Below are 26,738 nucleotides of genomic sequence, written 5' to 3' on the forward strand. Positions count from 1 at the left end.
AAAAGGAGAATGTATATGAATATTTTTAAACCAATAGTCATTTTATTATGTATTGTGTGCAGTGTAATTTTTTTAAATGCCTGTTCTCATATTAAAGAAGATAGTGAAATGATAATCAAATATTTGGATAATAGATTTGGTAAGGATGCATATACCATTAAGAAAGATAAATATTATCGCCGCTGGCTTGTGACATTAAATGAATATCCCGATCTCATCATTTTTTATACTGTTTCCCGTGATCCTCTTTCCATGACATCACCATCTATAAAAACGAATTTTGATGAGATTTTCGGCGAGTATATCATTGAGGAATACAAAAAAAATTATGAACTTGGTAATGATGAGATTTTTTGGGAAATCCCTATAAATTTTATATACTATACGAAAGTACATTCACTTGAAGAATTGAAAGTTCCTTATGATAGAGCGATGGAATTTATTGCATTCGTTTCTGAAAAACATCCGATGCTTATTGATGAGAGATTACTAAACATACGAATGGATATTGACGGCATCAAACTGAAAGGTGCAGCTGATGATGATAGCATGATATATCAAGATATTTCTGAAGTAAAAAAAAATGGGCTTAACATAAAATCCTATGAAGATATTTGTAAAGAATTGAAACCGCAATTAAAAACGCATTCGGATAATCCGAATGGATTTACATTTCATGCAGATATTGGAAAGTCTTTTATTTTAGGCAGTGATACATTTGAAGATTGTTTCTTTAAAAATCTTATTGTAAAGCAAGGAACGATTGAAGAATTAAAAAACATCATTTTGCAACCGTGGGAAATAAGTAAGGCTTATGTTTTTAAAAGTGATAATCAATATGAGTTTACAAATATAACTTTACAAGCTAAAAACTTATCGGATTCACCATGTTCTTTGCTTGAGGCAACGATTGTCAAAGCAATTATAGATGATGCAAAAGAAATATATATTGAGCCGGTATGGATTGATCTTGTTTTTGATAAGCGCAGAGAATGGAAAGAACCTTATGAAATATTGGGAATTTCTCCTCCAAAAACAGAGCAAGAAAATATAGAAGGTGTGCAATATAAAAATATTAAGATTTTATTTGAAATGAATCAATATTACAAAGAAGTTAAAAGGATTACATTAACCTTTCTATAAGTAAGCAAAACTAAATAAGCAGCACTTGTTAAGGAATGTATTAGAATTGTAAACGGAGAGATGATAAATGGCAATAGACGGTGTAAAAATTATAGACAGTGACGATGGGTGTGATAATGATTACTGAATGGATAGAAAGAATAAAACGAAAACACAATTGTAAAGCACATTTTGAAAGTGATAGTTTTCAAATGAAAGACTGTATCGTAGTTCCGGTCCATCTGATTCCGGAGGAGATTTATGATAATCAAGAGTTTGATTTCTATGTCAAAACAAAATATGATGTTTACCTGCTCCGTATTATAAATAATGAAACTAAGAGCGGGATTATTTATCCGGCAAAACTTAATGGTATTATATATATTATAAGCAATTTACCTATTAGCAAAAACAATATAACCGAATCTATTCAAAAAACTCTAAATCGATTAAAGGAATATGGTTTTCCAAATTTAAAAAACTCAAAATGCAACATCGCATTTCAAATAGAGTGATAAATTGAGTGCTTACATAATTAAAGAAAAAACTTTGGGTACTCTTAAAGATGAAATGCTTAGGGCAATTAGGAAATCTGACAGCAGAAAAGCATCTTAAACATGATATAATTCTCAATATAAAATAATTATGAGAAGAAGATATCTTTACTAAAATTTTTTATTCTGTTACTCTGAAGAAAGGAGGCGATAATTTGTATCATTCAAGATGGAAAAACAATCATTATTCAGCGGGGTTTTCTTATGGAAGCCGCTTGTATAAAAATAATGTAAAAATTGATTTTGCAAAGTTTTTAACTGATGAGAAAATGAAATATGGCAAAGAAGTTTTTAGTATTTATCATGAATATTATTCTGAAATCATAGAAGAAATTCAAGGTTTTGCAGATGGACAGAACTATGATTTTGATAAAGTATTTTCTTTTCTTGTAGGAATGTATGTATTTACTTATGATACACATTGTTCTATGATTGCATTTTCAAATAGTAATGGAATATATTTTGCCAGAAACAGTGATTTTATGATTGAAGTTAAAAAATTGTCTGACAGTGCTTATTACAAACTTAATAAGGGATATTCCTTTATTGGAAATACGACAGCAATGATCGAAATGGAGGATGGAATAAATGAAAAGGGATTAGCTTGCGGACTTACCTTTGTATATCCTACGGTAAAAGATGTAGGATTCAATGCGGGGTTTCTAGTAAGGTATATTTTGGAAAAATGTGAAACAATAGAAGAAGTAAAAAGCTTTTTAAAGAAAATTCCGATAGGATCTTCACAAAATATCATTGCAATAGATAGGTATGGGACAGTTCTATCTGCTGAACTGAATGCAAGATGTCAGGATATAAAAATAGGAAACAGGGCTCTTAAAACAAATCATTTTGTATCAAATAAATTAAAATCCTACAAATATGATGGAAAAGACGATATTTATTCTCATAAAAGATATAAAACTTTAGAAAGCCAAAAATTTGATGAATACACAATAGATAATGTATTTGCTTTAATGAGAGGAGAACGAGGTTTTTTATGTCAATATAATAGAAAAAATGGATTTGATACAATATGGTCATCTGTATACGATATAAAAAATAAGGTGATTTATAGATGTGAGGGGAATCCAGATAGAAAAAAATATCAGATAGATAAGAGGATGAGTAATTTGTAAACATATGAAAATGGAATTACTCAGGATTTTGGAGTATGGGATTCTCCGGATGAATTGTTGAAACATCATCATCAGGAAGTGTCAGGAATAAAAGCCTTTGCTTACAAACATTTAGGAAGGCATTTGATGAACTGCAATGTAAAGAAAATAAGAGCGGGAGCTACTCTCTGACGTTTGATTTGACTTAATAAATAGAATGGAATATGATATAATTTTATTCAAATCAATTTGAATAAAATTAATTTGAATTAAACTATTAATGAGGATATACATATGTTCATTGGAAGAGAAAAAGAATTATCATATCTAAATGAATTTTATCAAAAACCCGGAGTCGGAATGACTGTTATATACGGGCGCAGACGTATCGGTAAATCTACCCTTATTTCGGAATTTGTGAAAGATAAAAGGGTAATTTTTTATACAGCAACCAAAGTGGGCAAAGAAAGAAATCTGGAGTTATTCTCAAAACAGGTAACGGATGTATTTTTAGCCGGTATTGAAGATAGAAGCTTTCGTACAATCAGGTTACATGATTCTTTGCAGGATGAAAAGACAGTATTAGTATCACTTGACGAGATGTATCAATAGTCAGTGCTTGTACGAAATAAAGCGTTAGAGATAATTGAAACAGGAGTTGTAAATTATGAGAAGAATAACATTTCAATGCAATAAATATTCACCCGGTGTATTGTATATTATGGTGTTATTCGGAGTAACTCTTGGGCTTTTGACTTTTTATGCATTTCTTGTATTTTCCGGTATTGAAAAAGGACCGGAACATGGACCGGTATATTTCAGAGAACATCCCATGCATGCTGTTTATTTGATATTCGGTTTAATTCCTATTGCTATGTCGCTGCCGGCATGGATTGCCGCAAAATGTTGGAGCAGCAAGGAGGAAGAAGCACAGCTTGAACTATATGAAGATCATGCCGTTTTATATTGGAAAAATAAAGAATTACACATCAAAAAGGAAATGTTAAATATTAAGATTCCCAAACCGCAGCCTTATTGGTATAAAACTTACATATTAAAAATACCAAGACACAGAATAGTTTTGGTCGGCTCCGTAAAAGAAACAAAAGAAAAGAGAAGAAGGCAGCTTTCTTTGGATATTGCGATAGAGGAGCTGTCAGCTTACAAAAAAATGAAAAGCCGTGTACATAATGTAGACAGAATGCAGAAATATTAACTCTTTTAAAATACACCCTATCGGGTATATAATTGCTTTTGATTAAATAATTATACCTTTTAGGGTGTATTTTAGTGCTAATTGCTTGACATTATACCCTAAAGGGTGTATATTACTCTTATAATAACTTCAAAAGAGGCAATATGAATAGGATAGCGGAATTCATTAAGGCCAGCAGAAAATCTGCCGGTTTGACGCAGGAAGATTTTGCGATTAGAGCCGGTCTTGGACTTCGCTTTGTCCGTGAATTGGAGCAAGGAAAAGAAACCGTACGCATGGATAAAGTGAATGTTGCACTGGCGATGTTCGGGATGGAGGCCGTCCCTGGCAAAAAGGAATAAATATAAATGAAAAACATATTCAGAACTGCGGATGTCTATGTATATAATAACTTTGCCGGAAAACTGAGCGAGACTGATGAAGGATATTCTTTTTCTTACGATAAAACCTATATAGCAAGAGCAGATAATCATCCGGTTTCATTGACACTTCCGATACGTGAAGAACCTTATAAATCAAAAACATTATTTTCTTTTTTTGACGGGCTGATTCCTGAAGGCTGGCTTCTTGATATTGTAAGCCGTAATTGGAAGATAGATCCTAAGGACAGATTTGCATTGCTTTTAGTTGCTTGTAAAGACCCTATCGGAAATGTCAGTATCAGAGAGGAAAAGATATGAACTGTCTGTGTTGCGGAAAGCCGATAAAAGACAATAGCGGAAATAGCGGCTGGCATAAAACATGTATAAAAAAATTTTTCACAACAGCCGTTATTCCGGAAATTGAAATAACAGACTCAGTGCTGGAAGAATTTGCAAAAGAGAGCACCAATAAAGGCTATACTATTCCGGGTGTTCAGAAAAAACTTTCATTACATCTTTCAAAGGATGTTTATCCCAGATTGACTGTTGTGAATTACCCGACGGGATATATTTTAAAACCTCAAGTAAAAGAATTTCGTGCATTACCTGAGGCTGAACATCTTGTTATGTCTATGGCAGATAAAGCTAAGATTAGAACAGTTCCTCACGCTCTTGTAAAAAGCAAAGACTCTTATGCGTATATTACAAAAAGAATCGATCGTGTTTTTTCAAAAGATTCTAATGTAAAGCTGATTGCTATGGAAGATTTTTGTCAGCTTGATTTAAGATTGACTCAAGATAAATATAAAGGATCTGACGAACGGTGCGGAAATATAATTAAAAAGTATTCCTCCCGTTCAGGTTTTGATATGACCGAACTATTTTATCGGCTGGTATTTTCGTTTATTGTTGGAAATTCCGATATGCATTTAAAGAATTTTTCCTTGATTGAATCGGAATCGGGCTCAGGAGAATATCATCTTTCCCCTGCATATGATTTGCTTCCGGTAAATATAATTATGCCTGAAGACAAAGAAGAATTTGCTCTGCCGATAAATGGGAAAAAAAGAAATATTCATCGTAAAGATTTTCTTATCTTTGCAGCCGGTTGTGGAATAGCAAAACTTGCAGCGGAGAAAATGATCGAACAATTAATATCTATGGTGCCTATATTCATTGAAATGTGCTGTAATTCTCTAATGCCTCAAGATATGAAAGAAGCCTTTATAGAATTAGTCGATAAAAGAGTATCAGCTCTGAGGATATATTAAGAGTTTACAAACATTGCTTTTCACTATGCTGTTTAATATGTTCATATCGGTTTTATGTTATATTTTTATGGTATATAATATACTTTATTATCGGAATTCCGGAATGAAACCGTCATAGCTATCCTCGTAATTATCGAATCATTTATAACCTACTGCTAGAAAAACACCATTAAAAATGATACAATCCTCAATACAAAATAACTTTGAGAAAAAATATGGAAAAACAAGCGCTTTTAAATCAATGGCTGCATGAGCAAGAAATAGCTCATATTAAAGGTTGGGATTTCTCTCACATTAGAGGAAGGTATAAAGAAGAGGACGATCTTCCATGGGATTTTGGAAAAATCATAAAATCTTATCTGAGTGATACCGATTATTTATTGGATATGGAAACAGGCGGCGGAGAATTTCTTTTATCTTTTATGGCCAATGCTAAACACACTGCTGCAATTGAAGGCTATGAACCAAACATCAAAATATGTGAAGAAAGGCTTCTTCCTTTAGGGATAAATTTTAAAGCATGTGACGGCGGAGATATCCTTCCTTTTGAAGATAATTACTTTGACATTATTACTAACAGACACGGTAAATACAATGTAAATGAAATTAAAAGAACTCTTAAAAAAGGAGGAGTATTTCTTACACAGCAAGTAGGTGCTGAAAATGACAGAGACCTGGTAGAGCTTTTAATTGGCAATATTGACATTCCGTTTCCGGAAGCTTATTTGAATATTGCAAGACAGGAATTTGCAGATAACGGATTTGATATTATAGAAGAAGCTGAAGTCTATAGGCCGATAGAGTTTTATGACGTAGGTGCACTTGTCTGGTTTGCGAAAATCATTGATTGGGAATTTCCCGGTTTTGAAGTGGAGAAATATCAGAAGAACCTTTTTAAAGCGCAGGAAATTCTTGAGAAAGAAGGTGTAATTAAGGGAAGGATTCATAGATATTATTTTGCGGCAGCTGCATTATAATAACGGCGCCTTTTCTTTCTCCGCTTTCGGCAGAGACTGAACCGCCTAGCACTTGCATAATACTTTTAACGATAGAAAGCCCCAATTCTGTGTGCAAAACCGGATTGAATCTTTTAATAAATTGTATTATCTTTAAATATAAAGTTCTCTTTTTGTTAGGTTGCTTAGTTTATTCGTACGGAGAGTTTAATACCCGCCGTTTTTTGGCAACGCTCTGCGTCAGGGTTGTTGATTAAAGAGCTTAAAATGAAAAAAAATGTTTACCGGCAAAAAACTTTATCTTGTTTTTTATTTTATTTTTTGATAGAATAAGGACAATAAAATATTTGGAGCTATTTAAATGACAGACAATGTGGAAAAAATACTTAACCGTTTCTTTTTTAAAAATGTAAACGGTATTTGGACAGGAAATATAGGCAATAATAAATTTCTTATTAGGCAAGATAAATCAACCAATCAAGAACTTGTTCTTAAAACCTCTTGTGCCGTAAGCGGATCAAAGGGAGACCTATTCGCTTTTTTAGATGAGCAAAAAAAGATGGGAAAAATAAAAACCTTTAATATGGATGAAGATTTGTTATCCTTGACCTATACTTGCAATAACAACGATTCAGAGTTTGAATTTTTCTTAAAAGATCTTTCCGATATTTTAACAAAGTTAGAATCACACGATGTTTGCTTTTCATGTAATAAAATACGGGAAACAAATGCTTATAAAATCAAAAACGTTCCAACATTTTTATGCTCAGAATGTGTAGATAATTTTAAAACTAAGATGGAAAAAGTAAACAATGAACCGAATAATTATTTGACCGGAGCCTTGTGCTGTATTATAGGAGCCTTAATCGGCTCTTTAGCTTGGATCTTAATAGGCTATTTCGGTTTTTATGCATCCATTGCAGGATATTTTATAGCCTACTCTGCATTTTACGGTTATAATTTTGGAAAAGGAAAGGCAACCAAAACAGGTGCTATAATAAATATCATTGCGATAGTTTTTGCTCTGCTTTTTGCCGAATACATAGGTTTATTTTTAGCCGTCCAAAAAGAGGTCAGCTTAGATTTTGTATCCTTTGTAAAATTCTCTCCGGTATTTTTTGCCGATCCGGTCTTTATAAAATCCATCCTTCCCAGCTTAGGTCTCGGCTTTTTGTTTGCCGGCTTAGGTTCTTATAGAATCATCAAGGATATGTTTACAAAGGCAAATGAACTTTCAGACATCTCTATAGAAAGAATTTGATAAGTTTACAAGAGTATCACATTGAATAAAACCGCTTCGCTTAATAAACCGATTTGTACAATCTTGTCAATATGTTTTCAAGCTTTTTGCCGTAATTCGGGTCTGCAGCCCAAGTTCCGGCAAGCCCGTAAATTGTAGGAACCTTCCCCTTAGGATTAACATATTTGTATCGCGGATCAGCCTGAGGGCGGACAAGGGGCTTAGCCGTAGCATAGGCCTTTAAGTGCTGAACATGGGCCAAAACTCCCGTCTTCTCACTTGGAAAACTTTCTCCTTTTTTCCCGTCCCCGATTGAACCAAGTCCGCAAAAATTATTCATCTCCTCGCTTACCAGACCTCCGAAACGCAAAAACCCCGTTTCCAAACACATTTGCGAAAAAGCAATATCCGAATTTATTCCTTCCGTCTCAGCTTCTTCTATATAAAATTGAGCCAGCCGTTTTACCTTCGCCCTATCAGCCTTGGGATTTTGGCTCATAAAAAAAACGGTTAAATCCTCAGCCGAGCATCTGCCTCGGCTTTCTATTAAATGAGGAGGCCGTACAAAAAAACTCAAACAAGAAAAAAATAAAAACGATAAACCAAAAATAAAGATATAAAAAATCCGCTTTCTCATAGCTATAGTTTCGGAGAAAATACATCGTACTTGAATTTTCTATTGACCAAGTTTCTTTTTAATGATATTATACCACCCCTGTAAAAGTTTTTATGGAAGAAAAAAATGATTAAGGTTCAAAATATTTGCAAAACATACAAGGTCGCAAAAAGAAATAAGGGCTTAAAAGAAGCAGCAAAGGCTCTTTTTAAGAGGGACTATGAATATGTAAAAGCTTTAAATGATATTTCTTTTACGATTAACGAAGGAGAAACCGTAGGTTACATCGGACCGAACGGAGCCGGAAAGAGTTCTACCATAAAGGTGCTATGCGGAATCCTTACTCCCGATTCGGGAACTTGCGAAATTGCAGGCCTTGTTCCATGGAAAAAGCGAGTGGAATATGTAAAAAACATCGGTGTAGTTTTCGGGCAAAGAACTCAGCTGTGGTGGGATATTCCCGTTATAGATTCCTTTGAGCTTTTAAAGGATATTTATTCTGTGCCTCAAAATCTTTTTCAAAACAATTTGGAAGAGCTGATCAATCTTTTAGAATTAAAAGAAATTGTCAAAACACCAGCCCGTCAGCTTTCTTTAGGCCAAAGGATGAAGTGCGAAATTGCAGCCTCTCTTTTACATAGTCCCAAAATTCTTTTTTTGGATGAGCCTACAATCGGGCTTGATGCTCTTTCAAAATTGACGGTAAGAAAATTTATTTCGGAACTGAACAAAAAAAATAAAACGACTATTATTTTAACAACCCACGACATGCAGGATATCGAAGCAATTACCGAGCGTATTATTTTAATAGACAAAGGACGGATTCTTTTAGACGGCACATTAAAGGACATTAAAAAGGATTCCTTATCTTTGGATGAAAGCCTTGCCGAATTTTATAAAAAAAATTGTTAAAGGGCTGTACGGCTTATGAAAAAATATCTTTCTTTTTTTAAAATACGCTTTATCGCAAACTTACAATACAGGGTAGCAGCTCTTGCCGGTATCTCAACTCAATTTGCATGGGGAACTTTAAATATCATTTTATTTAAGGCCTTTTATGAATCCTCGCCGGAAAATTTTCCTATGGGCTTTTCTGCTTTTGTTTCCTATATTTGGATGCAACAGGCTTTCTTAGCGTTTTTTGCAATGTGGACATTTGAAAGTGATATAACCGATTCGATTGTTTCGGGCTCCATCGCATATCAAATGTCTAAACCGATAAACATATACAATCTTTGGTTTACCCGCTCGGTTGCATTAAGACTTGCAAGAGGTCTTTTAAGATGTTTTCCGGTTTTAATAATTGCCTCAATTTTACCTCAGCCTTACCGTTTGATAATGCCCGATCTTCTTACTTTTTTTATATTTATAACTTCTATGATATTGGGACTTTGCACGGCAGCAGCCTTTACCTGCCTGATATACGTGCTTTGTTTTTTTACTGTTTCTCCCAAAGGGCTTCAAATAGTATTTTTCTCGGCCTCCGAGATGCTCATGGGACAGATAATCCCTATTCCTTTTTTCCCTGAAACAATAAAAAAGATTTTAGAATTTTCTCCTTTTACGGGAATTCAAAATATTCCTTTAAGAATTTTTTCTTACGATATTTTACCTGCCGATGCAGGCAAAAAAATACTCTTACAAGTCTTCTGGCTCCTCGTTTTATTTTTATCGGGAAAATTTATTGCAAAGGCTGCAGAAAAAAAGCTGATAGTGCAAGGAGGCTAAATTAAAATTTAGGATAATTATGAAAGGCGTAAAACTTTATTTTAAATATCTGGGAATTCTTTTAAAAAGCACAATGCAATACAAGGCTTCATTTTTTTTATCCTGCTTGGGGCAATTCCTTTTAACATGTAACAGCGCGGCAGCTCTTTATTTTTTATTTGCACGCTTTCAGTCCATAAAAGGTTTTTCCTTTGCCGAAGTTGTTTTTTGCTATTCAATAATGCAGTTAAGTTTTGCCATTACCGAAAGCTATGCAAGAGGCTTTGATTCATTTTCTGCATTGATTATAACCGGAGACTTTGACAGAATTCTTTTGCGTCCCCGAAATCTACCCCTTCAAGTACTGGGAAGTAAATTTGAATTTTCAAGGATAGGAAGATTGCTCATAGCCGTCGTTTTATTTTTTTACGGCATAAGATTCGGAAATATCGATTGGTCTTTTTTAAAGGTGTTTACAATTATATCAATGCTCTTAGGAGGCATAGCGGTATTCTCCGGGCTCTTTTTAATCTATGCAGCTATTTCTTTTTTTACCATACAAAGTCTTGAGTTTATGAATATCTTTACCGATGGGGCTAGAGAATTTGCCTCATACCCTGTTTCAATATACGGAAATAAAATTTTACGCTTTTGCACATTTATAATTCCTTATGCCCTTTTTCAATATTATCCGCTTTTGTTCTTATTCGATAAATGCAAAAATCCTACCCTCGCCTTTTTACCTCTTCTTTCATTTTTGTTTTTGATTCCTGCTTATCTTTTTTGGCGGTTCGGAGTTTCAAAATATAAGTCTACAGGCTCGTAAAAACACATCAACATTAAATCTCTATTTTATAAATTTACTCTATTATAATATTTTTCATTTATTTATTACATAAACATCTAGTAAAAATACAAAAATTAGTGTACAATCGCGTCTGCCAAATCTTAATGTACATTCAATAAAAATCAATTATAAATAGTTTTTAAAATAACATTTGAAAGGAACTCTAAATATGGTAGGTGAAAAAAATTATCGGAAGGAGGGAAGACGGTTTTCTATTTTAAGAAAATTGGTTTTCTTTTTTGGTATGTTAATCCTGATAGGAGGATTTACAATGGGAGCCTCTGCTTTATTTGTAGCAAAAAAGGCCTTATTGGGAAAAATTGAAGAAGCTCTACTAATGAAGGCAGAGGATACGGCCGAAATTGTCGACAGCAGGGCGAATTCCATGTTATATTTTTTGGAAGGCCTTGCGCGTATTCCGGCACTGCGCGATTCCAAACTCACTTTTTTTGAAAAAGTAAAGGCATTACAAAAAGATGCAGAGCGGAATAAAACGATAGAATACTTTGGAGTTTCCGATAAAAACGGTATAAGATATTCTTCTGACGGAACTTCCATTTTTGTCGGTGATAGGGACTGGTATAAGGAGGCTATTAAAGGCAGAAATTTTATTTCTGAGCCTCTTATAAGCCGTACAACTGGTGAACTTCAAATTATATTTTCCGTACCTATTTATGATGATGAACACAATATTTTAGGCGTGTTTAGTGCCGTTGTTAACGGCTTAGATCTTAACAATCTAATCGACGACATCGTAATAGGAGAAACGGGCGGCTGCTATATTATCGATGCTTCAGGAACAACGATTGCCGACAAGGACATAGAACTGGTTAAAAACCAAGAGAACAGCATTAAAAAAGCTGTATCCGACCCTGAACTTAAAAGCATTGCCGATTTTGAACAAAAAGTCTTAGCATCTTCTGAAGCCGGTTTAGCTAGATTTGTATATGAAGGACAAAAAGAAATTGCCGCTTATTCTCCTATGAAAACTAAAAACTGGAAAGTAATAATCAGTGCTCCTGTTCATGAACTTACCGGCAGTCTAAGGCCTTTAAAAATCACAATCAGAATTATAGGCATTACCATATTGATTATATCTATTATACTTACAGCTATTATCGCCCTTACAATAGTAAAGCCCATTACATCAACAGTTCAGGCTCTTAAAAATATTGCAGATGGGGATGGAGATTTAAGGGTACGCTTACCTATCAAACGAAATGATGAAATAACCGATTTATCAAAATACTTTAACAAAACAATTGAAAAAATCGGGAACTCAATCAAAACGGTAGGTTCCGAAAGTCAGGAGATGGAACATATAGGAAATGAGCTTGCAAGTAATATGACGGAAACGGCAAGTGCTATCCATCAAATAAGCACAAACATAGAAGGAGTAAAACAACAAGCTCTTACACAGGCAGCGAGCGTTACCGAGACCTCAGCGACTATCGAACAGATTATTAAAACTATCGCACAATTAAACGGCATGATAGAATCTCAAGCTGCCAGTGTAGCCGAATCTTCATCGGCAATAGAGCAAATGGTAGGAAACATAAGCTCCATAACCCAGACCCTTGCAAGAACAGATGATGCAATCAAAAATCTTGCCGGAGCTACAGCTGAAGGAAAAGAAACTCTTTCATTATCAAATACCGTAACTCAAAAAATTTCGGAGGAATCCGGCGGCCTTTTAGAAGCTTCAAGCGTTATCCAACATATAGCAAGTCAAACAAACCTTCTTGCTATGAATGCAGCGATTGAAGCAGCTCATGCCGGAGAAGCCGGAAAAGGCTTTGCCGTTGTTGCCGACGAAATTCGAAAACTTGCAGAAGAATCAAGCTCACAAGGAAAAACAATAACTTCAACCTTAAAGGTTTTAAGCAAAGAAATTGAAAACCTTTCATCTTCTTCAAAATTGGCTGAAGAAAAATTTGACAGCATCTTTGCCTTATCGGAGCAAGTAAAAAAGATGAGTGAGACTCTTATGCTTGCAATGAAAGAGCAAGAAAACGGAGGCCGTGAAGTCTTGACGGCAATTCATAATATCAATTTAATAACTTCTCAGGTAAATGACGGCTCAGCCGAAATGCTCGAGGGAGGAAAAAACATTGCCGTTGAAATGCAAAAACTTGATGACCTTACAAGAGTTATCACTGCAAGCATGAATGAAATGGCAGCAGGTGCACTCCAAATAAATGAAGCTACTCAAGAAGTCAATATTATTTCGCAAAAAAATAAAGAAAATATCGGCAATCTCGTAAACGAGGTTGAAAGATTTAAAGTCTAAACATTTTTAATACCCCGACGCTCTGCGCCGGGGTTGTTGATTCCTCTTTTTTTATTCTCCCCTCTTCTCCTTAAAATATTTTAAAAGTTTTAAGTGTAAATTATTTCTTCTTTGCCTCATATTCGGGAAGGCCGATAAAATATGCCCCTTGTTTTTTTCGGCAATAAGTTTAAGTTGTTCCTGTACTTTTTCATAAGCGGAATATCCGTCTTGTTTTAGTTTTTCACGCAGAAGATTAAAACTTTCTGCAATATTGCTTTCACTTATTTTTTCATGTATATCAAGCGATTCAAGATGTGTATAAAAATTCTCTGTCAAATTTTTAATATGTAAGAGCGCATCATGGAGACCGATCAGAGCCTTAAGCGTAAAAATAAAATCACCAATAAAAATAAAAAGCAAGGCTTTTGAAATAATCAGAATAAATAAATCCGGTATTTGATTTACATATTTTGAAATAAAAGGATTTACTATATACATTAAAGCAAGCCCCAATATTCCAAAAAGCGTCGAATTAAGGGCACAAACCCTTCCGTTAATATTCAGTTTGTGTTTTGAATAATCCCACCAAAGGGTATCAAATAAATATTCCAAAATAAAACTTGCAGCATATTCAAGAGAACTTGTTAAAAGCACGGCGGCAAAGAACAAAACTATAGGATAAGGGATTAAATTTTTTAGCGAAAAAATTAAAATCAAAGCCCCAAAACCGTATATGGGACATACAGGTCCGTAAAGCATTCCTCGGTTTAATACAAACTTCCTTTGTAAAAGCGAGCAATAGACTACTTCACAAAACCATCCGATAAAACTGTAAATAGTAAAATATAAAATCAAATAATCCAATGCCATATTAGTATTTTACTATAAATAAAAAAAAATAACTATTAAAATTTGAAAATATGTTGACAAATGATATTATATATAGTACCATATAAACATGGCTAGTGTTGAAAAAATAATTGAAAAAATGAAAAATCAACCAAATGGTATAAGAATTCAAGAGGCTGACAAAGTTCTTGAGTATATAGGCTATAGGTTTGACCGTCAAAAAGGTTCTCATCGGCACTATATAAATGCTCAAGGGGATGTTATAACCGTGAAATCTGAAAACCCATTAAAAGCATGCTATGTAAAAGATATTTTAAAAAGAATGTAGGAGGTACTTATGCAAATAAAGGATTATTTAAATTTACCGTATTCAATTATCACAAAAAAAATACACGATGAGAGCGGCGTATATTATTATGCACAAGTTAAAGAGCTTGATGGTTGTCAAAGTTCAGGTGAAACATTAGAAGAAGTGTATACAAATATATATGAAGCAATGGAAGGCTGGATAGAAGCAAAACTTGAAAACGGTTTCACAATACCTATGCCTCAAGACGAAAATAATTATAGCGGAAAGTTTCTTTTAAGACTTCCTAAATCTTTACACAAAGAACTAGCTTTAAATGCAGAACATGAAGGCGTTTCCTTAAACCAATACGTTCTTTATAGACTTTCTTAAAATTTAAGGGAATGACCGGCATCATTTGCCTTCTACTCTTAAAATTAAGTTATCCTGTTTTAAGGCCTTACGCAATGAAGGTGTTCCGCCTGTAGATACTGAAATTTTAAGCACACTTTCTATTTTTATGTTTTTAAAAATTTCCAATTCTTTTTTGTTTGCGGGGAAACAAAATTCCTTTCCGTTTATTTCCAAAACCTCATCTTGGGATAAGGGCTTTTTTCTGGCGAGGCTGATTGTCCAGAAATTTGTTTTGTGTAAGTCTTTTGAAGTTTTTAGATTAAGTTCAAGCTCCGTACAAATAAAATGAGAAGAGTAATAATCTTTTCCCGTAAAGCGGTAAAGTTTTTTTGTAAATGGAATTTCGTTTTTTTCTCCGCTTAGTTCTAAAATACTATCTTGAGGAAGATCTAAATTTAATTTTTTACAAAGTTTTTTTGCACACCCTTGAGAAGGCGCTTTTGATTTAAAAAAGCTGCCTAGTTTCTTTAAGACTTCAGCTTCAAATGCGACCACGGAGCCGTCACCCTTAGGACCGATATTCAAAAGGTAATTACCTCCCATGGCTCTTACCCTTATAAGGCTTTCTATAAGCTCTTGGGCTTTTTTATTTTTATTGCCCCGTCTTTGCCATGAACGGTAGCCCCATGTTTCATGGTAAATTGAAGCAGGGGTTTGCCAAGGAACATTTAAACTTTTATCAGGAAATTTATTATCCCCCATTGTACAAAAATCCCCGCAGTCATTCCATATGCGGCCGTTTATCATCATGCCAGGTTGAAGCTTTTGAGCAAGGGCTCTTACTTCTTCACTTTGCTTTTTTGTCGGGTAGCCCATATCCATCCAAAGCTCGCAAAGCGGACCGTAATTTGTAAACAATTCTTTCAGCTGTTCAATATTAACTTTTTGATGCTTGGGCGGAATTTTATCGCTGTTATGATCGCTTATAGGAAGAGCATATTCGCAGTTCCAATCTATCCAAGAAAAATAAAGCCCGAACTTTAAACCGTTTTTTTTACATGCTTGAGAAAGCTCTGCAATAAGGTCCCTTTTTGCAGGAGCCTTCACCGAATTATAATCTGTAGTCTTTGTGTCAAAAAGACAAAAGCCGTCATGGTGCTTTGCCGTGATAATAATGTATTTCATTCCTGCGGCTTTTGCAAGAGCACATATTTTTTCTGCATCGAAATTCTTACAGGTAAATTTATTTTGTAAGGCCTTATATTCTTCTTTAGGAATTTTACCGTGACTTAAAATCTGTTCACTGTAACCGCGCTTTACCGATTCACCCTTCCAAACGCCTCCGCATAAAGAATAAAGCCCATAATGAATAAACATTCCAAAACCTAATTTTTGCCACTGTGTAATTTTATCCGGTTTCATAATATTGAGTATATAGGATAGAATAAGAGATTTCAAGTGAGCAAAAATAGACTTAAAACAACAAAAATTTAACATCCGCGTAACATCCGTTACCGACTTCTATTCATAAAATGCTTATAATTTACTCAAACCTTTGAAAAATAGGAGAATACTATGGACACTATGTTTTGTTTTCAATGTCAGGAGACATTTAAAAATTCAGGCTGCGTAAGGGTCGGAGTATGCGGGAAAAACCCCTTAGTTGCAGGATTACAGGACTTTCTCATCTGGGGAACAAAAAAGCTTTCCGAGGTGACAAGTTATATGAGGGAAAACGGGATTAAGGTTGAAAAAGAAATTAACCACATCGTAAGCACAAACCTTTTTGTTACAATAACCAATGCAAATTTTGATGAAAAAGCAATTAACAACAGAATAAATATTACTCTTAAAGCAATCCATGATTTGCATAGTTCTTTAAATCGCCCCCTTGATCCGGAGATTGAAGTGTATATTGATTCGGATATACCGAAAAGACTGGGCAAGGCCATTACAATAGGCGTTTTGCAGACAAAAGATCCCGATAAGCGCTCCTTAAAAGAACTTATTATCTATGGTCTAAAGGGGCTATGTGCCTATGTAAAACATGCTAACGCCTTAGGCTATGAAGATGAAGAAGTTGATGCCTTTATTCAAAAAACGCTTTCAATGCTCATAGATGAAAAATTGAGTGTTGATGAACTTATTTCTCTTACCTTAAAGACAGGAGAAGCCGGAGTTAAGGGAATGGCTCTGCTGGATAGCGCCAACACAGGCAGCTACGGTAACCCCGAAATAACCGAAGTTTCGATAGGTGTAAGAAATAATCCGGGCATCCTTGTATCTGGGCATGATCTAAAAGATATCGAAATGCTTCTTGAGCAAACTGAGGGTACAGGCGTTGATGTTTATACTCACTCCGAAATGCTCCCTGCAAATTATTATCCGAAACTAAAAAAATATAAGCATCTTGCAGGTAATTACGGTAATTCGTGGGCCAAACAGGTTTCCGAATTTGAAAGTTTTAACGGCCCAATCCTTATGACAACCAACTGTATAATTCCTTCAAAGGCTTCCTACGTATCAAGAATGTACACGACAAACGCAGCAGGACATCCCGGCTGTGTTCATATCGAAGCCGATGAAAACGGACATAAGGACTTTTCCGAAATTATAAAAAAAGCAAAGTCATGTCCTCCCCCAAAAGAAATTGAAAGCGGAAAGATTATAGGCGGCTTCGCTCACGCCCAAGTTTTTGCTCTTGCCGACAAAATTGTCGAAAGCGTAAAAAACGGAGATATTAGAAAATTCATAGTAATGGGCGGCTGCGACGGCAGACACACAACAAGATCTTATTATACGGGTTTTGCGGAAGCTCTTCCAAAAAATACCGTCATCCTGACGGCAGGCTGTGCAAAATACAGGTATAATAAACTAAATCTTGGAGATATAAACGGAATTCCAAGGGTATTGGATGCAGGACAATGCAATGATTCTTATTCCCTTGCCCTTATAGCTCTTAAATTGAAGGAAATATTTAACCTAAGCGATATTAATGATTTACCTATAATTTTTAATATAGCATGGTACGAACAAAAAGCCGTTATAGTACTCTTGGCCCTATTGTTCTTAGGCGTAAAAAACATACACCTTGGGCCTACTATTCCCGGCTTCCTTTCACCCAACGTAAAGGATGTTTTAATAAGCAAATTCGGATTATCGGGAATCTCTTCAATAGAAGATGATATAAAACATTTTTTCGGTTAGAAACATAACCGGGAGGACAGGCTAAGGGCTTTTATTGATAAGCCCTTAGCTAAAGTCTTCGAGTTTATCAAGGTTGACAATGATGGTATCTTTTTCGATTTTTAAAAGCCCATCTTTTTGCATGCTCATAAGCTCGCGGGATAAAGATGGCCGAGGAACCGCTAAGTATTCGGCCATAGCCTCCCTGTTTAGGTTTAGCTCAACCTTTGAACTTCCTTCAGCCTGCTGCAATAAATAGAGGGCTATTTTTTGACGAAGACTGAATGAAGAAAAGATAAGAAGCTTTTGGTTTAAAAAATAAGCCTTATGAGCTAAAATATTTAATAGGTTCTTTAGAACCTTAAAATGAGTTTCGGAGTACGCTCCGGCACCAAAGACCCCTTCTATGGGGAGACAAAGAATTTCGGCATCGCTAATTACACGGCATGAGTAATCGTAGATAGCCGAATCCAAAAGAGCATATACTTCGGCAAAAACCGTACCGGGGTTTTCAAAGCGGTTTACAATAAGCCGCTTTCCATCGGCAGTGTTTTTTTCGATTTGAACGATACCCGATTTTAAAACAAAGAAAAAAGCGGGAGTATCGCCCTCAAAAAAGATAAAGGCATCTTTTTTATAGTTGAGGGTTTTAGCCTTGGTATTTTTTAAATATTTTTCCGCTTCTTGAGCGGGTATATTTTTAAAAATAGGATTCATACTTTTAATTTCGGGTTATTTTGATTTTAACTTGATTATAGATCGGAGGATTATAATGAATAAATATTTTAATATGGATGAAAGTGTTTTTGATATTACCGAACGCTTTCCTGAAACGATAAGATACTTGGCAGAAAAAGGTTTTACCCCTCTTACCAATCCCCTTATGCGCAAAATAATGGGGAAAAAGATTAGTCTTGAAAAAGCCCTTTTAACGAAGAGTCTTGATATCGGCTTGTGCGAAAAAGAGCTTATTGAAGTTATCGAACAAAATAAAAATATCGGTTTTGCCGAAATAGATTTAAGCTTAGAAAAGAAAGACGCACAAAACACCGGTTATGATGACGGCAAAAAAAATATAAGGATTGAGGGAGTTCTTCCATGTCCTATAAGAATCCCCCTGCTTGAAGCCTTTAAAGAATTTCATTCCAAGTATATTGAAGAAAATAAAAATGAGCTTGAAAAACAAAACTATAAAATCAGCTATGATCTTCGTTCCGCAAACCTCGGAATCGACTGGATAATAAAAGAAGCTCAAACAGGAAAAAAGGAAAACCTCCCCGATATTCTCCTTTCTGCAGGGTTTGAGCTTTTTTTCGACAAAAAACTAATGGGCTCCTTTATCGAGAACAAAGATTTTCACTGTTCAATCGAAAAAATGAATAAGGACTTTTGCAACGATTATATCGACCTTAGAGACGGCAAAAAAAACTATGCAATTATCGGAGTAGTTCCCGCAGTAATGATTGTAAACACCGAACTGTTAAGAGGAAGAAAAATGCCCGAAACTTGGGCAGACCTCCTCTTACCCGAATTTGAAAATTCTGCGGCAATTCCATTTAGCGATTTGGACTTGTTTAATTCGGTAATCCTAAATATTTACAGCCGTTTCGGAGATGAAGGTATAAAAAAATTGGGCAGGGCTTGCCGCACCTCTCTTCATCCGGCACAAATGGTAAAGGGAAAAGCGTCTCTGGTTTTAAAAAATCCTAAATCCGTTGTAAATGAACCTCCTGCCGTAAACATAAGCCCCTACTTTTTTTCAAAGATGATAAAAGAAGATTCGGCATTAAAAACGGTTTGGCCCAAAGACGGGGCTATAGCGGCTCCGATTTTTATGCTTGTAAAAAAAGAAAATGAGGCTTTGACAAAGGCCTTTGCGGATTTCTTCCTTTCAGAAAAAACCGGAAGGGTGTTTTCCGAAAGCGGTTTTTTTCCGTCAACGAATCCCGATGTAGATAACCGTTTAGGAGAGGATAAAAAATTTTCTTGGGTAGGTTGGGACTTTATTTATCAAAACGATATAGGTTCTCTTTTGGAAAAAATCAAAACCGATTTTGAAACAGCTGCCGGAAAAATTTAAGGTCTGTGTAACATCTGTTACAGACTTCGTCACATAGATTTGTTATATTATATTTATGAACTTAATAATATTTTCAGGCCCGCCATCGTCGGGCAAAACAAGCGTAATCTTAAAAACAATAGATGCCTTAAAAAAACAAAATATAAAAACGGGGGCAGTAAAATTCGACTGCCTTTATACTGATGATGACCTTCTATATCAAAAGGCCGGAGTTCCCGTCCAAAAAGGAATCTCCGGCTCCCTATGTCCCGACCACTTCTTTGTGTCAAACATAGAGGAGGCCGTGCAATGGGGAATCAAGGAAGGGCTTGACCTTTTGGTAAGCGAGTCCGCAGGGCTTTGTAACCGCTGTTCCCCCTATATAAAAAATATTTTAGGTATCTGTGTAATCGATAACCTGTCGGGGATAAATACGCCAAAAAAAATAGGCCCTCTTTTAAAGTCAGCCGACATCGTAGTTATCACAAAGGGAGACATCGTTTCTCAAGCTGAACGCGAAGTTTTTGCGGCAAGGGTAAATGCCGTAAATCCTAGGGCGGTCATCATGCATGTAAACGGTCTTACGGGCCAAGGAGCCTTTGAGCTCAGCACCCTTTTAACGGATAAGGCCGAAGATATTTCTACGGTACAAGGAATGGAACTCCGCTTTCCCATGCCTGCCGCCCTTTGCTCTTATTGTTTGGGTGAAACAAGAATAGGAGAAAACTTCCAGATGGGAAATATCCGCAAGATGAAAATTGCCGAAGAACAGGGGAGAAAAAATGAACAATGAATTTTATTTAAATGATGAAAATACAGAAGTTAAAAAACTTTCTGAAAAATCGATTCAAGATATTTTAAGCGAATACCCTTTTATCGAAGATTTCATCAAGGAAAACCGCTTGATTGAAATAGGTATTTTAAAAAACAAGGAGCAGACTCTAAAAGATTTTTTACAATCGCTTTCCGATGAAGTTTGTGAAGAAGAAGCAATAAACAGAGAAGAACTTTACTCTGCATTTTTTGAATACATAATTCAAATGAAGTCTTTCCTTAATTTGGAAAATGCAAACGAGGTTCACAACCTCACAATTCTTCCCGGAACAAACAAGTCAGGCGAAACCGAAAACTTTGATGAGCTTACCCTTTATACCTCTCAAATTATTTCGATTGTAGGCCCGACAGGGTCCGGAAAATCAAGGCTCCTTGCCGATATCGAGTGGACTGCTCAAAAGGATACTCCTACAAACCGCAGCATTTTAATTAACGGTAAAACACCCGATAAGACAATCCGTTTTTCGGTAAACAATAAACTTGTGGCTCAGCTCTCTCAAAATATGAACTTTGTAATGGATTTATCCGTCAAAGAATTTATCGAGCTCCATGCGGAAAGCCGTCTTATCCAAAACAAGGAAGATGCGGTAAAAAATATCATAGAGGCGGCAAACAATCTTGCGGGAGAAAAATTTAATTTGGATACGCCGATAACGGCCTTGAGCGGAGGACAGTCGAGAGCTCTTATGATTGCAGATACGGCTATACTAAGCTCCTCTCCCATCGTTCTCATAGACGAAATAGAAAATGCAGGTATTGACCGCAAAAAAGCCTTGGAACTCTTGGTTTCAAAGGAAAAAATTGTTTTAATGGCCACACATGATCCGGCTCTGGCCCTCTATGCGGATAAGCGGATAGTTATCAAAAACGGAGGAATAGCATCCGTTATAGAAACTTCAAAAAAAGAAAAAGAAATCCTTGCCGAGCTTGAAATTATGGATGCAAAAATTCAAAATATGAGAACAAGGTTAAGGGCAGGAGAAGAGCTCTAGGATGGAATTTTCTGAATTCGAAATTAAGAAGCTGTAACTTAGGGTCAGGTATAGCCATGCATCCTGAGCCTTTCAGAAAAAGCTAACAGCTGACCTTCAAATAAATCGACAATGGATTTAACGGCTGTTTGTTGGTAAGCAAGGTTTGGGTCGAAATGGAGGATCATTATAATATCTTACCTTCAATTTCATCAATTTTTTGTTTATATTTGGCAATATCTCTTCTAATCTTTTTACAGAAATCATGATCAAAGGTAATTCCATCTGTTTTATATTCAAAAAATTCTCGTCCTGTTTTCTCATCTTTTTTAAGAATAGCATGAGCAAATTTATTACGAATCGTTATTATCTCGTCTTTATATTGTTTGCTAAAATCATCAATATGGCTGTACTTTAATATTTCTCCTAATACAATTCGTTTATAGTCTGCACTATATAAAAATGGATCCTTACAAATATGTGAAAATTTCTTTTTATTAATTAAATCCATTTTATTACTAAATTGCTCTCTCAATTTGTTTAAAATTAGTTCTTCAATTTTCGTGCATTGTTCTGTATGCCTATCACTATTCATATAGGCTTGAATAATGGAGTCTATTTGGGCATCCAAAGAACTTGTTTCATGCATAATCATACCACGCATAGCAATGATATGTTGAAATTTCTTAATTGTAAATCCTATTAACCGCAAGGTTTCATCTGTAACAGATCTGTGATGGGGTTTGCCACTAATAGTTGATGTTTGTAAAAATGATATCCTGTCTATTCTATCTGGAGTTTTCCATTCTTTTTGAGCTGTATAAAATAGAATTTCTGTAAAAATATTTTTATTTCTAATATCGGTAATAAGATCTGCCCCATTTTTTCCGTCTTCAATATTATAATCCATAAGAATTAAATCATATTTATCAGATAAGTATTGCAGAAATTCATTTACTTTAGATACAGTTCTGATATATGGAATGAAACCTTCACCTTCGAGGTATTTATTTATTTCATCAATAAAACCATCTTCTTGAAATTCATCTATTGCATCATCAAGCCATAATATATTATACGTTATTTTCATATAACTATCCTAAATGTAACATTATGATTATTATTTGTTGATATATCAATTTTTCCATGAAGTCTTTCAACAATAGATTTTATATTAAACAAGCCTATTCCAGAGCCATCTGTAGTTGTGAATCCCAATTCAAATATTCTTGGAATGTTAGTCTCAGGAATCATCTTACCATCATTTTGAATTAGGAGTTCTATTTTATTTTCATATTTTTTTATCGTAAATTTTATATTTTTTGCTTCTGCTTTTTCTGCATTCTGAATAAAATTATCAATTAATGTTGTTATTTCAAGAGGTCGAAAAGACATGATATATATTTCAATTTCTTTGTTAATACAAATATTTAACTTAGTTGATAAAGTAGGTTCTTCTGGAAGATAAATTTCTTGAATATACTCTTGAATAAACTGTATAATATTTCTAGTTATTTCACTGGCTTTTAGATCAAAATTGGCATTTGTAACAAATTTAGATAATGATTCTATTTTCCCTGACTCTAATGAAATTATAGAAATATATTTTCGTATTTTGTCGTCGATTTTTATTTTATTTTCTGCAATATAAGATAACAAATGCTTTATGTTTGTTCTTATTCTACCTGAAGAATGATTAATTTGATGCTGAAGTCCAAGTATCTGTTCTTTTTCTCGACCTATGATAGAACGTTGAAATATTCCTTGTTTTCTTTCCTTTTCTAACTCTTTTTCTGTTACGTTTTTCTCTTCTTCAAGTTTTTTTCTTTTTTTTTCTTCTTCTTCTTTTTGATATTCAGCCTCTTTGCGTTTAATCTCTTCTTCTCGTCGCTTAAGCTCTATTTCTTTTGCCTGCATTTCTGCTATCATCTTTGCATGCTTTGCTTCTTCTTCTCGTTTTTCTGCCTGTATTTTTGCAGCTTCAGCTTTTTTTACTTTTTCTTCTGCTAAAATCCTTCTTTGTTCTTCTTCGTATGCTTTATATTCAGCAGTCTCTTTATCTTTTTGTAATTCTGAAATACGTCTTTTTGCATCTTCTATAGAAATAAGTAAATCGGCATTATCTGTGTCTTCTGCGATCTTTTCAAGGTCATTTATAAATTGAGGTTTGATTGAGCTAATACTATCATGGCTAGATACAATATTTGCGAGCTCTGCATTGTAATATAGAATTTCTATGTTTTTATCTTTCGTAAGGGTCTTTATCAGTTGAACAAAATCAATTTTACTTCCAATATTTGATGTCAATATATAGTCAGGCTGCTCTTTATCTTTATCTATTTCTAACAATTCCTTACGTTTTTGTAATGCTTCTACTTCTGTTGCAAAATAGTCTCTACGCAAAAAAGCTTCCCCCCATAAAACACCCGCAACGTATCGTTCTAAACGACGATGAGTAATTTCAAATAACTTAAAAAGTTGATTCGATGTTTCCGTCTCTATTACACCCCCGTCTCGACTGGAAACTTCTTTTAATTCATCAATTTCATTAGTTAGGACGTCAACCCTACCGAATAAATCTCGAGTTCCTAGAAAACGGCTATGTCCTTGTTGGGCTCTGTAATCTAATCCCCAACTATCATCTCCAGTGTTTCCAAACGGCATAATTCTAAAATTATTACGAAATAAAAAGACTGAACCATAATTAACAGGTTCGACTCCCATTAGTTTTGTGAAATTCATTTTTGCTGATCTATTTAAAAAATACAAATCTATTTTAACTTCACTTAGTTTATTATAATTTTTATTATTTTCTTGAATTTTATACATATCTACACCGCGATCAGAAAGAGCTGTATATATTTTGTTATTATGTAATTGTACACTTATTTGTGTTGTTTTTAAATTTAGGATTGTTGATATACTATTTTTTATTATACCATTGACAATATCTCTTTCAAAACCGCCTTTTTCTCTCATAGCTTGATCATTTTCTTTTTCTCTGTCGCAGATAATTTCAATTGAAAAATCATTTTTTTCTGAAAATGGATTGATAAGTTTCTCTAATGAACGTTTAAGATCTTGTAACCGTTTTCTATTCCATGGAATTTTTTCATCGTTTAAATCGGTAATTTCAAGGATTGTTCCATTCTTTGCATTCAAAGGAAATGCTATTTTTTGATTCAATTTTGCATATTTTACATTTATATGGACAAATTCCTTTTTTTGGTCAGCCTCAAAATCATTCCAATTTATTACTATTTGCTCTGCGGTTGATGATTTAGAAGTTTTAGTTATAAGTGTTAAATACTTCCCCAATCTATCACAGGAGAACCTTCCTATGCCTTTGGCACCGGCATAGTATCGTTTAATTTTATCTCTATATGATTTTTGTTTATTTATATTTTGATCCTCTGTTCCATCTTTTTTGGCAGAATAACCAAGGAATAACCATTTATTTTTTAAATCATCAAAAGTCATTCCTTTCCCATTATCTGCTATAATAATTTTATCGTCAGAGAATGTTATTTCAACCTTAGTTGCATAGGCATCATAAGAATTCTTCACTAATTCGAAAACGGCAGTATAATCATTCGTAATTAAATCTTTACCAACAAGATTTTTCAAAGCTGAGCTTATTTTAAATTGCATCTCTTCCATACTTCCAGCATATCCTTTAATACTAAACCTGCTAATTCTGCAAATAGAGGTGGAATTGCGTTACCAATCTGCGAATATCGAGGAACTTCTATTTTACGCATACTACCTCCTGTGGTATATTTTTCTTTAATTTCATACCAGTCAGGAAAAGATTGAATACGTGCACATTCACGTACTGTCATAATTCTTGGTTCACTATAGTGCAAATAATCATCGGGATGACTGGTGATGGTGGGCGAAGCAGAATTAGGATCTAAAATGGTTAAACTTCTCTGTTTTATATTTAATTTTGACTTTATAATTTCATCAACCCGTTTACCTCGATGCTGATTGCTGTTTAAGAGTTTTTTAAAGCATTCCTCTTTTAACAGAGAGTGCTTTGCGAAACTATGACTATCCGGAATATTATGTTCTTGTGCATAATTTCCACGTAGTAATTTTTGATATCCTGATTCAACCTTACCGTATTTTCCTGACATAAATCCCTTTCTATCAGGTGTAGGTATTTGTCCATTTGAACGTAATAAATCTGAAATAGCTTCTTTTACTGTAATATTGGCTGGAATACCTTTTTTTAATAAAAACTCAGATTTTTTTGATTCCAGTAATTCCTTAAAATTACTTTGCGTATTTTTTATAGCTTTACTACCGATTAATATAAATCTATTCCTTCTCTGTGGTATACCATATTCAGAGAAATCTATAATATATGCTTCTATCTTGTAATTTAAATCAATAAGAGCATCAATAACTTTTTTTGAATACGGTATAGAAGCCTCATCTATTTTTTTTTCAAAGGCATAAGTAAAGCCTTTTACATTCTCAAAAAGAATCATCTTCGGCTCAATTAACTTAATAAATTCAATATATGAGAATACCAAATTATTTCTTACATCTTCTTTGACCCTCTTACCAGCAGTAGAAAAACCTTGACATGGTGGTCCTCCTACAACTAGATCAATTTTACCTCTAAACTCATTCAATTGATTCTTATAATTTTTTAATATTTCATTTATATCATGAGGAGTTTGTGGTAGCCATTTAGGCCAATTAAAATGTTGTTTATTTTGTATTAAGTTAGCTTTTAATGTTTCAAAAGCAAACTTATTTTTCTCAATAGCAAAAACACCTTGCCATCCAGATAGATACAATCCAAGAGATAGACCACCGCAACCTGCAAATAAATCAATAACAGTATAGTGTTTATTCTTTTTCATAATCCCTGAACCATCCTAAACGCCATATCAGCATCGCATATTTG

Annotated in this window: 27 protein-coding genes and 1 pseudogene; 20 read left to right on the plus strand and 8 right to left on the minus strand. The window is 34.4% G+C overall.

Annotated features, from left to right (window positions below; translation table 11 throughout):
* Nucleotides 1-15: 15 nt before the first annotated feature.
* From HYB91_RS10330 to HYB91_RS10370, 9 genes are all read left to right on the plus strand, one after another.
* Entirely contained in the window at nucleotides 16-1,143 is a 1,128-nt protein-coding gene (locus tag HYB91_RS10330; protein WP_002672589.1) for a hypothetical protein, read from the plus strand.
* 104 nt (nucleotides 1,144-1,247) lie between these two features.
* Nucleotides 1,248-1,637 carry a hypothetical protein gene (locus tag HYB91_RS10335; protein WP_002676857.1) on the plus strand — a complete coding sequence of 130 codons (390 nt, stop codon included), beginning with the start codon at nucleotides 1,248-1,250 and terminating at the stop codon, nucleotides 1,635-1,637.
* Nucleotides 1,638-1,831: 194 nt separating this feature from the next.
* A complete protein-coding gene (locus tag HYB91_RS10340; RefSeq protein ID WP_002676856.1) occupies nucleotides 1,832-2,812 on the plus strand; it encodes a C45 family autoproteolytic acyltransferase/hydrolase in 981 nt (326 codons plus the stop codon).
* 273 nt (nucleotides 2,813-3,085) lie between these two features.
* The gene (locus tag HYB91_RS10345; RefSeq protein ID WP_002676855.1) at nucleotides 3,086-3,403 is read left to right on the plus strand and encodes an AAA family ATPase; all 318 of its coding nucleotides are present in this window, start codon (nucleotides 3,086-3,088) and stop codon (nucleotides 3,401-3,403) included.
* Nucleotides 3,404-3,458: 55 nt separating this feature from the next.
* Nucleotides 3,459-4,007: a hypothetical protein gene (locus HYB91_RS10350; RefSeq protein ID WP_002676854.1), complete on the plus strand. Its 549-nt coding sequence runs from the start codon at nucleotides 3,459-3,461 to the stop codon at nucleotides 4,005-4,007.
* Between the two features lie 143 nt (nucleotides 4,008-4,150).
* Nucleotides 4,151-4,348: a type II toxin-antitoxin system Y4mF family antitoxin gene (locus HYB91_RS10355; protein ID WP_002665938.1), complete on the plus strand. Its 198-nt coding sequence runs from the start codon at nucleotides 4,151-4,153 to the stop codon at nucleotides 4,346-4,348.
* A 6-nt stretch (nucleotides 4,349-4,354) separates the two neighbouring features.
* Nucleotides 4,355-4,687, plus strand: a complete 333-nt coding sequence (locus HYB91_RS10360; RefSeq protein ID WP_002676850.1) for a HipA N-terminal domain-containing protein — start codon at nucleotides 4,355-4,357, stop codon at nucleotides 4,685-4,687.
* Entirely contained in the window at nucleotides 4,684-5,640 is a 957-nt protein-coding gene (locus HYB91_RS10365; RefSeq protein WP_002676849.1) for a HipA domain-containing protein, read from the plus strand. The genes HYB91_RS10360 and HYB91_RS10365 overlap by 4 nt, the downstream gene beginning before the upstream one ends.
* Nucleotides 5,641-5,855: 215 nt before the next feature.
* Nucleotides 5,856-6,617, plus strand: coding sequence for a class I SAM-dependent methyltransferase (locus HYB91_RS10370; protein ID WP_002676848.1), 762 nt, complete (start codon nucleotides 5,856-5,858; stop codon nucleotides 6,615-6,617).
* Here HYB91_RS10370 and HYB91_RS10375 read toward each other — a convergent pair.
* Nucleotides 6,571-6,702 (minus strand): annotated as a pseudogene (locus HYB91_RS10375) (hybrid sensor histidine kinase/response regulator); the annotation flags it as partial. The gene HYB91_RS10370 and the pseudogene HYB91_RS10375 overlap by 47 nt on opposite strands.
* Nucleotides 6,703-6,957: 255 nt before the next feature.
* On the opposite strand from HYB91_RS10375, the gene HYB91_RS10380 reads away from it, so the two are divergent.
* Entirely contained in the window at nucleotides 6,958-7,857 is a 900-nt protein-coding gene (locus tag HYB91_RS10380) for a hypothetical protein (protein ID WP_002676847.1), read from the plus strand.
* Nucleotides 7,858-7,897: 40 nt separating this feature from the next.
* Here the strand turns inward: HYB91_RS10380 and HYB91_RS10385 are convergent, their stop codons facing one another.
* A complete protein-coding gene (locus HYB91_RS10385; RefSeq protein ID WP_002676846.1) occupies nucleotides 7,898-8,473 on the minus strand; it encodes a glucosaminidase domain-containing protein in 576 nt (191 codons plus the stop codon).
* A 105-nt stretch (nucleotides 8,474-8,578) separates the two neighbouring features.
* Between HYB91_RS10385 and HYB91_RS10390 the strand changes: the two genes are divergently transcribed.
* From HYB91_RS10390 to HYB91_RS10405, 4 genes are all read left to right on the plus strand, one after another.
* The gene (locus HYB91_RS10390; protein ID WP_002676845.1) at nucleotides 8,579-9,364 is read left to right on the plus strand and encodes an ABC transporter ATP-binding protein; all 786 of its coding nucleotides are present in this window, start codon (nucleotides 8,579-8,581) and stop codon (nucleotides 9,362-9,364) included.
* 15 nt (nucleotides 9,365-9,379) lie between these two features.
* Nucleotides 9,380-10,180, plus strand: coding sequence for an ABC transporter permease (locus HYB91_RS10395; protein WP_002676843.1), 801 nt, complete (start codon nucleotides 9,380-9,382; stop codon nucleotides 10,178-10,180).
* A 19-nt stretch (nucleotides 10,181-10,199) separates the two neighbouring features.
* Nucleotides 10,200-10,985, plus strand: a complete 786-nt coding sequence (locus tag HYB91_RS10400; RefSeq protein ID WP_002676842.1) for an ABC transporter permease — start codon at nucleotides 10,200-10,202, stop codon at nucleotides 10,983-10,985.
* A gap of 190 nt (nucleotides 10,986-11,175) precedes the next feature.
* A complete protein-coding gene (locus tag HYB91_RS10405; protein WP_002676840.1) occupies nucleotides 11,176-13,296 on the plus strand; it encodes a methyl-accepting chemotaxis protein in 2,121 nt (706 codons plus the stop codon).
* 51 nt (nucleotides 13,297-13,347) lie between these two features.
* On the opposite strand, the gene HYB91_RS10410 is transcribed toward HYB91_RS10405, so the two are convergent.
* Entirely contained in the window at nucleotides 13,348-14,148 is an 801-nt protein-coding gene (locus tag HYB91_RS10410) for a putative ABC transporter permease (RefSeq protein WP_002676839.1), read from the minus strand.
* Between the two features lie 88 nt (nucleotides 14,149-14,236).
* Between HYB91_RS10410 and HYB91_RS10415 the strand changes: the two genes are divergently transcribed.
* Nucleotides 14,237-14,455, plus strand: coding sequence for a type II toxin-antitoxin system HicA family toxin (locus HYB91_RS10415; RefSeq protein WP_002687133.1), 219 nt, complete (start codon nucleotides 14,237-14,239; stop codon nucleotides 14,453-14,455).
* A gap of 9 nt (nucleotides 14,456-14,464) precedes the next feature.
* Nucleotides 14,465-14,806 carry a type II toxin-antitoxin system HicB family antitoxin gene (locus tag HYB91_RS10420; RefSeq protein ID WP_002665986.1) on the plus strand — a complete coding sequence of 114 codons (342 nt, stop codon included), beginning with the start codon at nucleotides 14,465-14,467 and terminating at the stop codon, nucleotides 14,804-14,806.
* Nucleotides 14,807-14,827: 21 nt separating this feature from the next.
* On the opposite strand, the gene HYB91_RS10425 is transcribed toward HYB91_RS10420, so the two are convergent.
* A complete protein-coding gene (locus HYB91_RS10425; protein ID WP_253719498.1) occupies nucleotides 14,828-16,264 on the minus strand; it encodes an alpha-L-fucosidase in 1,437 nt (478 codons plus the stop codon).
* Nucleotides 16,265-16,342: 78 nt separating this feature from the next.
* Between HYB91_RS10425 and hcp the strand changes: the two genes are divergently transcribed.
* Nucleotides 16,343-17,974, plus strand: a complete 1,632-nt coding sequence (gene hcp, locus HYB91_RS10430) for a hydroxylamine reductase (RefSeq protein ID WP_002672620.1) — start codon at nucleotides 16,343-16,345, stop codon at nucleotides 17,972-17,974.
* 45 nt (nucleotides 17,975-18,019) lie between these two features.
* On the opposite strand, the gene HYB91_RS10435 is transcribed toward hcp, so the two are convergent.
* On the minus strand, nucleotides 18,020-18,670 hold the full coding sequence (locus tag HYB91_RS10435; protein WP_002665989.1) for a Crp/Fnr family transcriptional regulator: 651 nt from the start codon (nucleotides 18,668-18,670) through the stop codon (nucleotides 18,020-18,022).
* Between the two features lie 55 nt (nucleotides 18,671-18,725).
* Here HYB91_RS10435 and HYB91_RS10440 point away from each other — a divergent pair, with 55 nt between their 5' ends.
* From HYB91_RS10440 to HYB91_RS10450, 3 genes are read left to right on the plus strand one after another with little or no spacing between them, the layout of a single operon-like run.
* Complete coding sequence (locus tag HYB91_RS10440) at nucleotides 18,726-20,033, plus strand: ABC transporter substrate-binding protein (protein ID WP_253719499.1); 1,308 nt, start codon at nucleotides 18,726-18,728, stop codon at nucleotides 20,031-20,033.
* Between the two features lie 55 nt (nucleotides 20,034-20,088).
* Nucleotides 20,089-20,805, plus strand: a complete 717-nt coding sequence (locus tag HYB91_RS10445; RefSeq protein ID WP_002672626.1) for a GTP-binding protein — start codon at nucleotides 20,089-20,091, stop codon at nucleotides 20,803-20,805.
* Nucleotides 20,795-21,838 (plus strand): ATP-binding cassette domain-containing protein, encoded by a 1,044-nt coding sequence (locus HYB91_RS10450; RefSeq protein WP_002676835.1) that lies wholly within the window; start codon nucleotides 20,795-20,797, stop codon nucleotides 21,836-21,838. The genes HYB91_RS10445 and HYB91_RS10450 overlap by 11 nt, the downstream gene beginning before the upstream one ends.
* 166 nt (nucleotides 21,839-22,004) lie before the next feature.
* Here HYB91_RS10450 and HYB91_RS10455 read toward each other — a convergent pair whose 3' ends face one another.
* Genes HYB91_RS10455 through HYB91_RS10465 form a run of 3 tightly spaced genes read right to left on the minus strand, consistent with a single transcriptional unit; the run spans nucleotide 22,005 to nucleotide 26,694 of the window.
* A complete protein-coding gene (locus tag HYB91_RS10455) occupies nucleotides 22,005-22,907 on the minus strand; it encodes a response regulator (RefSeq protein WP_002676833.1) in 903 nt (300 codons plus the stop codon).
* Nucleotides 22,904-25,477, minus strand: coding sequence for a sensor histidine kinase (locus tag HYB91_RS10460; RefSeq protein WP_002676831.1), 2,574 nt, complete (start codon nucleotides 25,475-25,477; stop codon nucleotides 22,904-22,906). The genes HYB91_RS10455 and HYB91_RS10460 overlap by 4 nt, the downstream gene beginning before the upstream one ends.
* Nucleotides 25,453-26,694: a DNA cytosine methyltransferase gene (locus tag HYB91_RS10465; RefSeq protein WP_002676829.1), complete on the minus strand. Its 1,242-nt coding sequence runs from the start codon at nucleotides 26,692-26,694 to the stop codon at nucleotides 25,453-25,455. Before HYB91_RS10465 ends, HYB91_RS10460 begins: the two co-directional genes overlap by 25 nt.
* Between the last annotated feature and the right edge of the window lie 44 nt (nucleotides 26,695-26,738).

Origin of the sequence: Treponema sp. B152, assembly GCF_024181665.1 — a bacterium.
GTDB lineage: Bacteria > Spirochaetota > Spirochaetia > Treponematales > Treponemataceae > Treponema_B > Treponema_B denticola.